The following is a 13,930-nucleotide window of genomic DNA, read 5'->3' on the forward strand; positions in this document are numbered from 1 at the left end:
ATGCCAGTGAAGAAAGTTGAAAAGATATGGATGAACGGTAAACTTGTGAATTGGGACGATGCTAAGGTTCATGTGTTATCTCATGTAATTCATTACGGCTCAAGCTGGTTCGAGGGGATTCGCTGTTACGACACGGCGAAGGGGCCGGCAATTTTCCGGCTGGATGAGCATTTAAAACGACTTGAGAATTCGGCAAAAATTTATCGCGTGGATGCCCCTTACACAATAACGCAGCTCAAACAGGCAGCCATGGAGACGATAAGGGCGAACAAAATGAAAGCATGTTACATCCGCCCGATTTTTTTCCGCGGCTACGGCGATGTAGGAGTGAATCCATCCAACAATCCGGTCGATACGGTCATCGCGGTCTGGGAATGGGGGCAATACCTCGGCCATGAGGCGGTTCAGGACGGAATCGATGTTTGTGTTTCCAGTTGGCGTCGAGCAGCGCCGGATACGTTTCCGACGCTCGCAAAGACCGGCGGCAACTACATGAATTCTCAATTGATAAAATTAGAGGCGATGGCAAACGGTTACACGGAAGGTGTCGCCTTGGATGCCGATGGTTATGTGAGCGAAGGAAGCGGCGAAAATATTTTTGTCGTCCGAGATGGAATTCTTTATACGACTCCGCTGCATTCAGCAATCCTCGGAGGTATCACCAGGGCATCGGTGATCCAGCTTGCAAAGGAATCCGGCATTGAAGTGCGGGAAGAACAAATGCTCCGCGAGTTTCTTTATATTGCCGATGAAGTTTTCTTCTCAGGTACAGCCGCCGAACTCACTCCGATCCGTTCGGTAGATAAGATTAAGGTTGGAAACGGCAAGCCGGGTCAGGTCACACGGGAGTTGCAGAATAAGTTTTTCAACATTATTAGAAATGGAGAAGACACGCACGGCTGGTTGACGTTCGTGTACGACTGAGAAAGAGTGCTGATGGGCGATTTAAGGCTCTCAATTTTTCACCACTAACTTTGAATTTATTTTATGGGCGAGCAAGTATCGGTAGTTAGCAGCGTGTGGGAAAATTTTTTCCGCAATCATAAAAAGGATGATGATAATCTGGAAAAATTGCTTTCTGAAGTGCCGATTTTTTCTCAGTTGACTTCAAGGGAGTTGAGGCAAGTCAGCGGGATTGTGCACCGTCGGCAATATTCGGCGGGCGAGTATGTTTTCGCCCAGGGTGATCCGGGACTCGGGATGTACGTCATCGAAGAAGGAGAAGTCTCGATAATGTTCTTCGATGACGCGGGAAGGGAAAAAAAATTAGCGCTCCTCAAGTCGGGGGATTTCTTCGGCGATCTTTCGTTGCTTGACGAATCGCCGCGGAGTGCAGCGGCTATCTCGAAAACGGAATCGAAAATTATCGGTTTCTTCAGGCCCGATCTCATAAATCTTTTAAGCCGCTCACCGAAGTTAGGCACGAAAATCCTTTTTAAGCTGGGTGAAGTCATCGGTACTCGCCTGAGAGTGACAAACGAGCAGCTTGCTAAATTGAACGCGGAGCTGGAGAAGATTCGGAACAAAAAGTAGGGAGGTAACATGCCGACCGTCAGTTTAAAGAAAATTCTTGTTCCTCAGGATTTTTCCGATTATTCGTTGCACGCCCTGAAATATGCTGTCACCTTAGCAGGGTTGTTCAAATCCGAACTTGTCATAATTCACGTTGTGGAGCCGATAGTTTATCCCGCGGATTTCAGCTTCGGGCAAGTGAGCATTCCTGCGATGGAAGAAGAAATTCGAAAACACAGCGAAGAACAACTGAACGAGCTAGTCGCGAAGGAAATTCCGGACAGCATAAAAGTCACATCGATAATACGAGTGGGCAAGCCGTTTATTGAAATCGTCGATGTCGCCAAGTCTGAGAGCATTGACCTTATCGTTATTTCTTCGCATGGAAGGACAGGCATGGATCACGTCCTGTTCGGCAGCACAGCGGATAAAGTGGTACGAAAAGCACCATGTCCTGTCCTCACCGTCCGGCCCCATGAACATGAATTTGTAACGCCGTAAAGATTCTCGGCTTTCGGGAGTCAGACGCCCGAGAACAGGTTCGGCCAGGGCTATCACAAAGTGGTTTTTGTGACGACGCCGTGAAAGTTGTTGGGGTATGGGAACGAAGGCAATAGAATTGCCTGTTAGTTCTTCTAAAGGAACCTCGATGAAACTCCGATTGCCTTTTTCCCTTTGTGTTTTGCTCGCTGCACTCCTTTCCTTAAGCTGGAACTTCAGCAATCAAGATTGTTCAGCAGAAGGTCAAACGTACCAGCTGCCGCAGGAATCCCTGACAGACTTGAAAAATCGGGACATCAAGATGCCCACGTTGCCGTCCATCGAGGCGATGCATTGGTTCAACACCGGCGATACGCTGAATCTGAAAGGCAAAGTTGTCCTCGTGGATTTCTGGGATTACACCTGCGTAAACTGTATCAGAACCCTGCCGTATCTCAAAGAGTGGTACGGCCGCTATAAGGATGCCGGGTTGGTGATCCTCGGGGTCCATTCGCCGGAGTTTGAGTTCGCGAAGAAGAGGGAAAACGTAATGGCTGCAATTCAGAAATTCGAAATTGACTATCCTGTTGTGATGGACAATGAATTCAAAATCTGGGATCGATTTGGGAATCAATATTGGCCCGCAAAATATTTATTCGATAAAGGTGGGACACTTCGTTATATCCATTTTGGTGAGGGTGGATATGGCGAATTCGAAACGATGGTACAGAAGCTGCTGGAGGAGGCGAACCCGGACGCGAAACTTCCGGCTGTAATGGAACCGATACGGGCGACCGACGTTCCGGGAGCCGTTTGCTATCTCACGACACCTGAGACTTATCTTGGATATGCCCGAGGTTCAATCGGGAACAAGGAAGGATACTCGCATAATGAGACCGTATCATACTCCGAGCCGGGCAGCATCGACAAAGACAAATTCTATTTAGTCGGGAAGTGGGATATCGAACAACAGTTCGTACGTTACGTCGGCGGAGATGGCCTGGGGGATTCGATAAGTAGTAGGGGGAAATTGATAATTAATTACATTGCTGCCGAAGCAAACCTGGTTATCAGGCCCGACTTCAATTCTAACCCTGGGCGTCATGATCCTTTTAGGGTCTACGTGTACCAGGATGGGAAGCCCGTCGCAAAAGAAGACTGGTCAAGCGATTTGCGCGGAGATTCGGACGGCAGAACGTACGTGACAGTCGATGCCGCGCGAATGTATTATATCATCAAAAACAAGAATTACGGAAGGCATATATTGACTTTGCAGACGACATCTGATGAGTTCGCTGCTTATGCGTTTACGTTTGTGACGGCATGTCAGACCCCATCCAACTAGGAGCAAAGGATGCCGACGAACCTCTACAAACCGTACTTTTTCCTCTTCCGCCAAAGCGTTGCAGGATCGATCCCGAGAATCTTTGAAGCTTCCTCGACCGTCAGAGATTCATGTACCACTCTCGCGATATAATCTTTCTCAAGTTCATCGAGTGAAACAAGACGCTTGTTCTCCTTACTTTGGATCTCGTCGGGCAAGTGGTAGGGTTCTATTTTTCTTCCGTGGGCAAGGAGAACTGCGCGTTCGACCACATTTTCAAGTTGACGGATGTTCCCGGGCCATTGATAACCGGTAAGCATTTTGAACGCTTCGGAACTGACCTCAGGCTGGTTTTGCTTTCCGAATTTTTCGATGAAATGTTTTATGAGAATTGGTATATCGTCGGGTCGTTCACGCAATGAAGGGAGCTTTATGGTGACTCCGTTAATCCTGTAATAAAGATCATCGCGAAATCGTCCGGAGCCCAGGGCATCTTTAAGATCGCGGTTTGTTGCCGCGATGAACCGAACATCTACTTTTATTGTTTGCGAATCGCCGACCCTTTCAAATTCCCGGCTCTGGAGAAATCGAAGGAGCTTTGCCTGAGTCGTCGTAGGTATTTCTGTGATCTCATCCAGGAATACCGTACCGCCATCTGCCATTTCAAATCTTCCCTGGCGATCTTTTACTGCCCCGGTGAACGCACCTTTTACATGGCCGAACAGTTCACTTTCGAGGAGGCTCTCCGAAAGGGCGGCGCAGTTCACTGTAACAAAAGGACCGTCTTTGCGCGCGCTCGTATTGTGGATGAATCTTGCCATGACTTCCTTGCCCGTGCCGCTTTCGCCTTCGATCAACACGCTTATGTTTGTGTCTGCGACTTCGCGTGCAAGATTGAGCAATGAAAGCATCTGCGGATTCGTAGTGATTATATCTTCCGACGCCTGATATAAATTTAATTGCTGCTGGAGTTGCTTGAGTTGTCTTTGAAGTTTAAAGTTTTCATGTACTTTTTGAGCGAAGTGCTGCAGCTCCTGAAAGTCAAAAGGTTTCTGAAGATAATCGTAGGCTCCTTGCTTTATGGCTTGAACCGCGGAGTCAACTGAGCCATGCGCGGTTACGATCACCGCTATTATGTCGGGGAAAATTTTCTTAATTTCAGCCAGAAGCTGGATGCCATCAAGGGGATACATTTTCAAATCCAGGAATGCAATGTCAAATTGTTTTTGGTTGGCAATCTTCAGAGCTTCATCGGATCTTGACACTGCGGTGACCTCGAGCCCGATCGATTCCAGACAAATTTTCATCGTACGGAGAATGTTCGGCTCATCGTCTACCAGCAAAACATTTGTTTTCATGCCGAGATCTTTCTTTCGCCGACGATTCTTTTTCCTATCGGGATTGAAAAGGTGAAGACGGTGCCGATCCCGATTTGGCTTTCGACCCAAATCCTCCCGTCGTATAATTCAACTATCTCCTTCGCGATGGATAACCCCAAGCCGACGGAGCCGGGCGATGGGTTGGAGGAATCCTGCAACTGCACAAATTTGTCAAAGATTTTTTCCAGTTCGTCCTTTTCAATACCGCACCCCGTGTCTCGCACTGCTACAACCAGATTATCTCCGTTCATCGCTGCATCCACGATCACCGTTCCGCCGGCATCAGTAAATCTCAAAGCATTTGTGACTAGATTGGAAATTACCCATGATAACTGCTGATAATCAGCCAAGAAAACGGGAATTGCGCCGTCCGTATTGATAATGAGTCTAACATTTTTGTTTGTGAACTGAAGGAGAAGCGGCTGCACTGAAAACTCAATCAATGATTTCGTCTCAACTCTGTCTTCCTTTAGCTGTATTTTTCCCGACTCTATTCTTGAAAGTTCGAGCAGTTCACGCACTAATTTGGTCAAGCGTTCAGCGTCGTGTTTTCCCGCCGCAAGAAGCTCCCGCTGCTTCTTGTTGACATGACCGATATGTTCGTCCTTAAGTATGTCGAAAGTCATGTTGATTGATGTAAGAGGAGTCCGAAACTCGTGAGAGACCCTTGCCATGAAGTCAGATTTAACTTTGTCCAGCTCTTTAAATTGTGTGACGTCCTGTAAAATCAAAACCGCGCCGGAAATTTTTCCGGAGCTTGCCACGGTCGGGTTCAGCTTTATCCTGAAATATCTGTTCTCCCCTTCAAATTTTAATTCGAAGTACGGAGGTATGTCGTTTAAGTTTTCTCCGTGGAGACTGCGGTCTACGTACTTGGCAAGTTCCGAATTCTTGACGACATCCTGAAATTGTTTCCCGACCACCTCTTCTTCCAAGAGGTAAAACAGATCTTCCGCCAACTTATTCATCAACACAAGCCGTCCTTCTATGTCGACGATTATTATCGGATCGGATATTGTAGAAACTATCGTCTCGGATTTTTTCTTTTCCGAGATGAGTTTTTCAATGTTTATCTCTTCATACTTTTGAAGCCGCTCAGCCATCTTGTTGAACTCGTGTGCCAACTCTCCAATTTCATCTCGCGAATTTATGTCGGCCCTGACGTCGAGAAAACCGCGTCCGACTTTTCTGACCGTATCGATCAGCTTTTCTGCAGGTTCTGTGATATAGTGGGAAAACTGCCAGCTTGCTACTATGCTCAAGACTATTGCCAATGCCAACGCTCCGAGGACTGCGAGTGTCGCTTGATCTCCGGTGTCTGTTACTTTCGTGACAGTCTGAACCATAGCGCTGTTGTTTATGTCGAGCAATTGGAAGCATTCAATCTTAATCTTGTCAAGAAGGGGAAGGATATTGTTGTAATGATAATAAAGGGCAGCTCTGTCACGATCCCGATAAATAATGTCTTTCAGCGTATCGGTGTCGCTGGAATATTTTGAGTAGAGGGAGTCGATTCGCTCCAATATTTTTGCCCCGCGCTGCAAACCGTTGGAGCTGACCGCTTGTTGAAATGCCGCAAAGAAATTCTTCTGGTTCTCGTGGAATTGTATGTAGCCTGCGTCGCTGTAACCGCCGAGCATTAATAATTGCGCGCTGTTGTCTTGCTCAAGGCTTCTCAACATGCTTTGCGCGGCGATAACGTTCTGGTAATTCTGTCCGATCATTGTTGTGACGGCAGAAGTCAACTCATGAAAGTTATAGATCGACCAAACGCTGACGATCACGTTTATGATCACGAGGACAGTGAATCCAGCCGCGACTTTTGCTCTAAGAGTGCTGAACATATTTATTTATAAGTTTGCAAAACGGAGGATAATTATCAATGTTTGAAGATGCCGGCTGTTAATTCATTGCGTATAGCAAAAAAACGTGCGCTATGAGGGGGCGCTGCTGAAACATGAGGAAGGAGCGGTGAGTATGAAATGGCTCTGCGGAATTATTCCACCTAAAAACAAGGAATAATTACGCACGCGTCGCGATGTATATTTATTCAACTCCTTTTTCAGCCAAAAGTAGAGTCTTTTAAGTATCTGCACGATGCCAATCGTGGCATATGGCTTGATGAAATGACACTGTGATGAGAAAGTCTGAAAAAAAACATGTTTTAGGAATTGTCGCCGATGAAGATGCGATGTTCGACATTCTTGCTAAGTTCCTGACTAAAGAGGGATATGAGGTTGAACGGGTGATCCATGAAATCGGTGAAGAGGAAGATCTTTCGTTGATTATTCACGCTCCAACCAGGTCCTCTGATCGATCGAAGAATTTCTTCAAAAATCTGAAGAAGAAAAAAATTATCATTGCCCAATCTGGAGACGATGAGTACTCAGAAATCGACGACAATACGATTTTATTTTCGGAGCGTCCGCTTAATCTGAAGCAACTGAGTGACACGATAGAGAAGGCACTCTCAAGATCGAATCAAGATGTGACTGTTCACTGAATAAATGCAGTTGAGATATCGAAATTGAAAATAATTGCTGAAGCACCACATAGTGAAATGAGTTTTGGGCTGCTGATTTATATAAATGCTACTCGCTCAGGGGAAGGCACTGCCATACTTCGGCGGCCCAAAAAATTTTGTTAGAATTTCTTTTCTTTCCTCCTCCTGCTGCTGTCAGGGAAAAAATTTAGCGTCCCTGACAGCAGTCTCCTATTAACAAGGCGCGGAAAGTTTGCTCAAGTTGCACCAAATGAGTAATATTGCAGGATGAAGCATCTACTTATTTTGTCGTTCTCTGCCTCATTTCTTGGTCTAATAGGACCGGCATTCGGGCAGTCCAATGACGATTGCCTGACTTGCCACTCTGATTCCTCGTTGACAATGGAGAAAAGTGGAACAGCGGTTAGTCTTTATGTCAATGAGAAAAGCTTTAAGTCGTCCGTTCATGGGGACGCGTCCTGCGTCGATTGCCATGCGGGGTTTGATCCTAATAGCACTCCTCACAAAAAAGAAATAACTCCGGTCGATTGCGGCAGCTGCCACGATATCCCATTAGCAAAAGACACCAAACAAATGAAAGGACTGGCACACTCCAGGCTTCAATGTTTCGATTGTCATGGCAAACATGACATACAATCAACAGATAAAATCGCTGGAGACAGAGAATGTCTATCGTGTCATTCGGCGGAAAAGATTTTCCTTACATCTGCACATGCAAGAGCTGACATAAATAAGAATAAAATGGGCTGCGAATCGTGCCACGATAAGGCCCACGAGGTAATGGCTGTGACGCCGGGGCGATGGGCGGCTGAAGACACTCTTTGCGCTCGGTGTCACGGAGGAATTAATTCTGCAATCGAGGCAGGAGTCCACAAGAAGGCTTTTGTCAGCGGATCTTTGACTTGTGTGAGCTGCCACGCCGCGCACGGGACGCAAGTTTCTAAAGCAATCATCTCTCAGAACGCTTGTTTCAAGTGCCACACCGACAAAAGGCTTCTTGTTGCGGGGCGATTGTCAGGCAGCGAAATCTCTCTCGTGCAATCGTACGATCACAGCATACACGAGGAGTCGGTAAGAAAAAATGGGAAGGGTGCGACCTGCATAGACTGTCATGGCTCGCACACGATCAAACCTGCAAGCGATCCGGCGTCTCCGGTTAACCGTGCAAATATCGTCGCGACATGCGGAAGATGTCATGCAGACATCGAAACTCATTATCTGAATTCGTCGCACGGTCAGGGCTTCAAGAACGGGCTTGCTGTTTCTCCGGTCTGCACTGATTGCCACAATGAACATAGTATTAATTCGATAAGCGATCCAAACTCGCCGGTGAGCCGCGCTAATGAACCCAAGATATGTCTTGATTGTCATATTGGTAATGAGGCGGTGTTAAAGATCGTTGGGGTTTCGCCCGCCTTTCTGGAAAGCATAAAATACAGTGTTCATCTGGTTGCGCTTTCGAAAGGAAATCTAAAGGCTGCGACCTGCAGCGACTGCCACGGGGCGCATGATATGCTGCCCGCAGGAAATCCTCAGTCAAAAGTTTTCAGGAATAATATTCCCAGCACATGCGGACAGAGCGGCTGTCATCAAAATGTCGCCGCAAAATATTTCGATGGGATTCACGGCAAGGCAATTCTGGCGGGGAACAACAGCGCGCCGGTTTGCACGAACTGCCACGGCGACCATCAAATATTGGCCCCCAGCAATCCGCAATCCACGGTTTCAAACGGAAATATAGTTCAGGTTTGTTCTCAGTGTCACGGTTCCGTCAGCCTAACACAGCGTTACGGTTTGCCTCAACAGACAGTGGGGAGTTACCTGGATAGTTATCATGGACTCGCCACGCAGGGCGGATCGACGACAGTTGCAAATTGTGCGAGCTGTCATGGATCGCACGACATAAAGCCATCCTCTGATCCGACGTCGCCAATCAACAAGGCAAACCTTGCCGGAACCTGCGGAAAATGCCATTCAGGCGCTGATGCACAGTTTGCTTCTGCTGCTGTCCACGTCTTGCCTGCTTCCAGGAACGATCCGCTGCTTTATTGGATTTCTCAGATTTACGTCGTGATGATCGCAGGCATCATCGGACTTATGATTCTTCATAATATTTTTGATTTCACCAAGAAGGCAAAACGTAAGCTTAAAAAGCGGAGAAATCCATCATTCGAGCACATCCACTTTGAAGCTAGACTCCATACGAGAATGACAAAGTGGGAGATGGCCCAGCATTGGGGCTTGCTGATCAGTTTCACGCTCCTTGTTCTTACCGGATTCATGCTGAGATTTCCCGATTCGTGGTGGGTGAAATCGATCCGCGCTGTCGGAGGGGGAGGAGAAACCGTGTTTGAACTCAGGAGTCTTGTCCACCGGATGAGCGCAATCCTGCTGATTGCTACTGCTCTTGTCCACTTCTATTACATAATTTTTACAAAGAGGGGGAGAGAATTTATCCATGATATGATCCCGAGACTTAAAGATGCTCGTGACGTCAAGGATATTATAAAGTATTTCCTCGGGTTGGAAAATCAGCGGCCGAAATTCGACAGATTCAGCTACGTCGAAAAAGCTGAATATTGGGCCCTGATTTGGGGAACGGTGGTCATGGTGACAACCGGTCTGCTTCTTTGGTTCGACAATCTCTCGTTGGGGCTATTCACAAAACTTGGCCTTGATGCTGCGACATTAATCCATTACTATGAAGCGATACTTGCTTCACTGTCGATTGTCGTTTGGCATTTATATTTTGTTGTGTTTAACCCTGATGTTTATCCGATGAACCTTTCGTGGTTGTTCGGTACGATAACCGAAGAGGAGATGTTTGACGAACATCCCTTGGAATTAGAGCGGCTGAAAGAAAAAGAGGAAAGGGCAAATGAAATCGTCGTCGAAAACGGAAATGAGACCCCATCGACGGAAGATGACAGCGTCGAGCGGTAAGATCAGTTCGAGTTTGAAGAAACACTTTGAATCGCTGGTGACAACGAGGATCAGCATCGTACTCCAAATGATGTACGCGCATCCCGACGAATTGGTTGATCTTGAAAGCGGCGAGAAATATATTTGCAGTGTCTGCGACCGTGAATACAAAAGGTGCGAAGTCGAACTCGATTACAGATGTGAAGTTGCAAGAAAGCTTGAAACCGAATTCAAGGAGCTTGAGCTTGCCTTAAGCAGGCTGCGTGGCGGGAATTATGGATTTTGCGAGAGATGCTATAAATTTATCGGGAAAGAAGAACTTGAGAGAATGCTTACTCGAACCGTCTGCGATTCATGCGGCGGGCTGAGTTGACATGAAACAACCCTTGTAAGATAAAGCAGTACCATTATTGAAAATGCAGTAGCACAAATGAAAACGGAGGTAACATCATGAAATCTGTAGCGTCAGTTTTGGTGATAATTTTATTTTCGGCGATCGTGTCGATCGCGGCCGACAATAATCATCAATATGTCGGTGTTCAGGTTTGCAGCATGTGCCATAAAACTGACAAGAACGGTCAGCAGTTTCAAAAATGGCAGGCAAGCAAACATTCACAGGCAATGAAAGCCCTCGAGACTGCCGACGCTGACAAGATAGCGGCTGCCCACGGTGTGAAAGGAAAAGCCTCTGAAGCGAAAGAGTGCATAGAATGTCACCAGACTGCTTACGATGCGCCGGCTTCCTTGCTCGGCCCGAAGTTCAGCAAAGAAGACGGCGTACAGTGTGAATCGTGCCATGGTGCAGGCAACGACTACAAAGCGATGTCGACCATGAAAGACAAGCAAAAAGCGATTGCCGCAGGATTGACAGTTCTCTCGGTCGATGATGGCAGTGCCGAGAAACTCTGCGAAACCTGCCACAACAAGAAGAGCCCGACATTCAAATCTTTCGATTTTAAGAAGATGTGGGCCGAGATTGCTCACCCTGTTCCTAAGCAATAAGAAGTTTGTAAGTTCGGAAGAGAAGGAAGTGGAGTTGCTGGGAGGGCCGGCGTTGGCTGCGCCTGAGGTCATTATAGGCGAGGTGCATTGCGGCAGCGTCCTTCCGTTTACCCATTCGAACGACTTAACATCTTGTTTTTTCTTTGAGAACAAAAAGAGAGGTGGGCCGTGAAAAGTTTCTCTCATCGGTCAGCTATTCGCACTGAGCGCTCTGCTTTCAGCTGTCGGTTACCGGTTGATAAACAAGTGCTGTTGATGATATTTGCAGCCACTTTCCTTTTTGTTGATGCCTGTGCCCAGTCATTTAGCGGGAGATTCGTTACAACCTTTTATTCATACCAGCAGTACGATACCACCAATACGTCGAAGATAAGTCTCCGCGGCTTTGAAGCTATGCAACTAAATTTTGGAACGGGCGATTATCAATTACATACCTACATTCTAGCGACGAACGATTTCATAACAAGTCAACCAAACGATCCGCTGCTTCGAGCGGAGAATTTATACCTTGAGGCGCGCAACGTTGCCGATGCCGTTAATCTAAAGATCGGCAGGCAGCCGGTGTTTCAACAGGTGGGAATTTCTTCGTTTGATGGCTTGAGTGCCGATGCAAATTTCCTCGACAACAAAATTAGTCTCGTGGTTTTTGGAGGCTCGCTTCCTCCGGTTGATGAAAGGTTCAAGCTGAATTCTGATCTGAAAGATAACTTGGTGTCCGGCGCACAGGCGAGCTATTCGCCTTTTGAAAATTTCAGGATTGGCGGCGCCTATGTAGACAAGACATTTAAGCCGTCGAGCTACTACGCGCTCAGAAGAGACAGTATTGATGCGCCGAGCGACGTTCGTCAGGTATTGATAGACCCATCATCAGTGGCAAGTCAGTTCGTTTCCGGCGACGTTTTCTATTACACACAAGACGTTTCCGGATATCTCAGGCTGGATTACGACTTAAACTTTGAGGAGTGGAATCGTACCGAAGTTTCTTTTCGTTATTCGCCGATAACCGCCCTATCTGCCGATGTCGGATATTTTCATCATGATTCGAGGTTGCCATTCAACTCGATATTCTCAGTGTTCGACCATAGTGGTACTGACGAGTACGATTTTGGATTAAATTACTTTTTGATGAAAGATGTTTCTGCTTACGGCTCCGTCAATAAGATCTATTATTCCGGTGATAATTCAACCCAGTTTACAATTGGCGCGAACGTTTATTTGTTTAACCTGAACTTTTCTCACGATGATGGATTTGCCGGGAACCTGAACGGCGTAAGCGCGCAGCTCATCTATCCTTTCATGGACCGGAAGCTTATGCTGATTGCATCCGGTGAAATCACCGGTTATAAGATATTGCAGGCTGATTCTTTGCCCACAAGCCGCTTGTACAGCGGCTCGCTTGGCTTGACGTGCAGGCCCGTAAATCTTCTATCAGTTACCTTGCAAGCTCAATACTATCAGGATCCGGTTTACAGAAACGACTTCCGCGGGTATCTGCAGGTGAGCTACTATTTCTTCAGTAAATCAGGTATGCAGTGATGGAGGCGAGCATGAGACATCTTGTGGTCTTGGGAGTCGTTTTTGTCGCAGGACTTGTGACTACTTCAAGCTTGTTTGCACTGAAAGATTCTCCGGAATCTGACAACCAAAAGCTCATCAAATTTTCTCACTCTAAACACATAAACGATGTCGGCGTCGCGTGCGCTGATTGCCATACCGCGGTAATGACCAGTACAAAGGAGACGGATATTCTTCTTCCATCGATGGAAACATGTTACACCTGTCATGATCAGGCCACTACGAAGTGCGATTTTTGTCATACTTCTTCCGACAGTGCAACATACAAGGACCTTGTTCAAACGAGCGGTCCGGTTTTTTTCTCACACCAGCATCACGCGGGCGACTTGAAATTAAAATGCGAAACGTGCCATCAAGGGTTGGATAAAGTTGATTATGCGGAGCAGGACGCAAATGCTCTCCCAAAGATGGAACAGTGTGTAACATGTCATGGCCTTGTAGAAACGAATGTCAGGACGGACAAAGTTGATTATGTCGTGAAGGCGGCTCCTGGAGGGTGCGAGACCTGTCATAAAGACCTGACAAAACTAGTTCCGGCTTCTCATCGTGAGACAGATTTTGTGAGCCAGCACAAGAATTTCGTAAATGTGTCAGGGCCGCAAAATGACTGCAAATCCTGTCACAGCCCTGCCACTTGTCAGGAGTGCCATGATGCTTCAAACATGGCAAAGGATTTAACACCAGGACAGATCTATGTGCCGTCGACTCCGTCGCTTTCTCCATTGACGACGCACGATAAAACTACCGCGGAGAAAGTTCATCCCGAGAACTATCGGTTTACACATTCCATCGACGCAAAAGGCAGAGAGAGCAACTGCTATACTTGTCATGATGAACGGGCCTTCTGTGTGGGATGCCATACTTCAAACGCAAATGGTTCGAGGATAGAACCAGTGTGGCACGAAGGCGGGAATTTCATAACGTTTGGTGTGGGCAGCGGCGGCGGAAGACATGCGCAATATGCCCGGAAGGATATTGAAAGCTGTGCGAGCTGCCACGATGCTCAAGGAGCAGACCCGACTTGCATAACATGCCACACCGATCCTGACGGGATAAAAGGGAACGACCCCCGAACTCATGCGGCGTTTTTTATGCATGACGTTCAAGGAAGCTGGCACGACGACGCGGGAGCAGTCTGTTACACATGCCACACCGATCCGAATGCTCATCCAGGCGGCAAGCCAGGGATAGGGTTTTGTGGCTATTGTCACGGTAGTCATCCGGGAGACTGAA

The 13,930-nt window shown here is 47.2% G+C and carries 12 protein-coding genes; 10 read left to right on the plus strand and 2 right to left on the minus strand.

Annotated features, from left to right (window positions below; translation table 11 throughout):
* The 4 genes from VLX91_03665 to VLX91_03680 all read left to right on the plus strand — a co-directional run bounded on the left by VLX91_03665 (position 1) and on the right by VLX91_03680 (position 3,337).
* Positions 1-924: a branched-chain amino acid transaminase gene (locus VLX91_03665; protein ID HUI29291.1), complete on the plus strand. Its 924-nt coding sequence runs from the start codon at positions 1-3 to the stop codon at positions 922-924.
* 63 nt (positions 925-987) lie between these two features.
* Complete coding sequence (locus tag VLX91_03670; GenBank protein ID HUI29292.1) at positions 988-1,533, plus strand: cyclic nucleotide-binding domain-containing protein; 546 nt, start codon at positions 988-990, stop codon at positions 1,531-1,533.
* A gap of 9 nt (positions 1,534-1,542) precedes the next feature.
* Positions 1,543-2,013, plus strand: a complete 471-nt coding sequence (locus VLX91_03675; GenBank protein HUI29293.1) for a universal stress protein — start codon at positions 1,543-1,545, stop codon at positions 2,011-2,013.
* Positions 2,014-2,161: 148 nt separating this feature from the next.
* The gene (locus VLX91_03680) at positions 2,162-3,337 is read left to right on the plus strand and encodes a redoxin domain-containing protein (protein ID HUI29294.1); all 1,176 of its coding nucleotides are present in this window, start codon (positions 2,162-2,164) and stop codon (positions 3,335-3,337) included.
* 23 nt (positions 3,338-3,360) lie between these two features.
* Here the strand turns inward: VLX91_03680 and VLX91_03685 are convergent, their stop codons facing one another.
* Complete coding sequence (locus tag VLX91_03685) at positions 3,361-4,674, minus strand: sigma-54 dependent transcriptional regulator (protein HUI29295.1); 1,314 nt, start codon at positions 4,672-4,674, stop codon at positions 3,361-3,363.
* The gene (locus tag VLX91_03690) at positions 4,671-6,539 is read right to left on the minus strand and encodes an ATP-binding protein (GenBank protein HUI29296.1); all 1,869 of its coding nucleotides are present in this window, start codon (positions 6,537-6,539) and stop codon (positions 4,671-4,673) included. Before VLX91_03690 ends, VLX91_03685 begins: the two co-directional genes overlap by 4 nt.
* 293 nt (positions 6,540-6,832) lie before the next feature.
* Here VLX91_03690 and VLX91_03695 point away from each other — a divergent pair, with 293 nt between their 5' ends.
* From VLX91_03695 to VLX91_03720, 6 genes are all read left to right on the plus strand, one after another.
* The gene (locus tag VLX91_03695; GenBank protein HUI29297.1) at positions 6,833-7,198 is read left to right on the plus strand and encodes a hypothetical protein; all 366 of its coding nucleotides are present in this window, start codon (positions 6,833-6,835) and stop codon (positions 7,196-7,198) included.
* Between the two features lie 267 nt (positions 7,199-7,465).
* Positions 7,466-10,141, plus strand: a complete 2,676-nt coding sequence (locus tag VLX91_03700; GenBank protein HUI29298.1) for a cytochrome c3 family protein — start codon at positions 7,466-7,468, stop codon at positions 10,139-10,141.
* Entirely contained in the window at positions 10,101-10,493 is a 393-nt protein-coding gene (locus tag VLX91_03705) for a hypothetical protein (GenBank protein ID HUI29299.1), read from the plus strand. The genes VLX91_03700 and VLX91_03705 overlap by 41 nt, the downstream gene beginning before the upstream one ends.
* A 77-nt stretch (positions 10,494-10,570) precedes the next feature.
* Positions 10,571-11,122: a cytochrome c family protein gene (locus tag VLX91_03710; protein ID HUI29300.1), complete on the plus strand. Its 552-nt coding sequence runs from the start codon at positions 10,571-10,573 to the stop codon at positions 11,120-11,122.
* A gap of 255 nt (positions 11,123-11,377) precedes the next feature.
* Positions 11,378-12,658, plus strand: coding sequence for a hypothetical protein (locus VLX91_03715; GenBank protein ID HUI29301.1), 1,281 nt, complete (start codon positions 11,378-11,380; stop codon positions 12,656-12,658).
* An 11-nt stretch (positions 12,659-12,669) separates the two neighbouring features.
* A complete protein-coding gene (locus VLX91_03720; GenBank protein ID HUI29302.1) occupies positions 12,670-13,929 on the plus strand; it encodes a cytochrome c3 family protein in 1,260 nt (419 codons plus the stop codon).
* Position 13,930: the final 1 nt, after the last annotated feature.

Source organism: Candidatus Acidiferrales bacterium (assembly GCA_035515795.1).
Lineage (GTDB): Bacteria > Bacteroidota > Ignavibacteria > Kryptoniales > JAKASW01 > JAKASW01.

Excerpts from the sequence above, each read along its gene's own strand:
- VLX91_03700 (HUI29298.1), top strand. The coding sequence starts at position 7,466 with ATGAAGCATCTACTTATTTTGTCGTTCTCTGCCTCATTTCTTGGTCTA.
- VLX91_03665 (HUI29291.1), top strand. The coding sequence starts at position 1 with ATGCCAGTGAAGAAAGTTGAAAAGATATGGATGAACGGTAAACTTGTG.
- VLX91_03695 (HUI29297.1), top strand. The coding sequence starts at position 6,833 with ATGAGAAAGTCTGAAAAAAAACATGTTTTAGGAATTGTCGCCGATGAA.
- VLX91_03715 (HUI29301.1), top strand. The coding sequence starts at position 11,378 with ATGATATTTGCAGCCACTTTCCTTTTTGTTGATGCCTGTGCCCAGTCA.
- VLX91_03680 (HUI29294.1), top strand. The coding sequence starts at position 2,162 with ATGAAACTCCGATTGCCTTTTTCCCTTTGTGTTTTGCTCGCTGCACTC.
- VLX91_03690 (HUI29296.1), bottom strand. The coding sequence starts at position 6,539 with ATGTTCAGCACTCTTAGAGCAAAAGTCGCGGCTGGATTCACTGTCCTC.
- VLX91_03675 (HUI29293.1), top strand. The coding sequence starts at position 1,543 with ATGCCGACCGTCAGTTTAAAGAAAATTCTTGTTCCTCAGGATTTTTCC.
- VLX91_03710 (HUI29300.1), top strand. The coding sequence starts at position 10,571 with ATGAAATCTGTAGCGTCAGTTTTGGTGATAATTTTATTTTCGGCGATC.
- VLX91_03705 (HUI29299.1), top strand. The coding sequence starts at position 10,101 with ATGAGACCCCATCGACGGAAGATGACAGCGTCGAGCGGTAAGATCAGT.
- VLX91_03670 (HUI29292.1), top strand. The coding sequence starts at position 988 with ATGGGCGAGCAAGTATCGGTAGTTAGCAGCGTGTGGGAAAATTTTTTC.
- VLX91_03685 (HUI29295.1), bottom strand. The coding sequence starts at position 4,674 with ATGAAAACAAATGTTTTGCTGGTAGACGATGAGCCGAACATTCTCCGT.
- VLX91_03720 (HUI29302.1), top strand. The coding sequence starts at position 12,670 with ATGAGACATCTTGTGGTCTTGGGAGTCGTTTTTGTCGCAGGACTTGTG.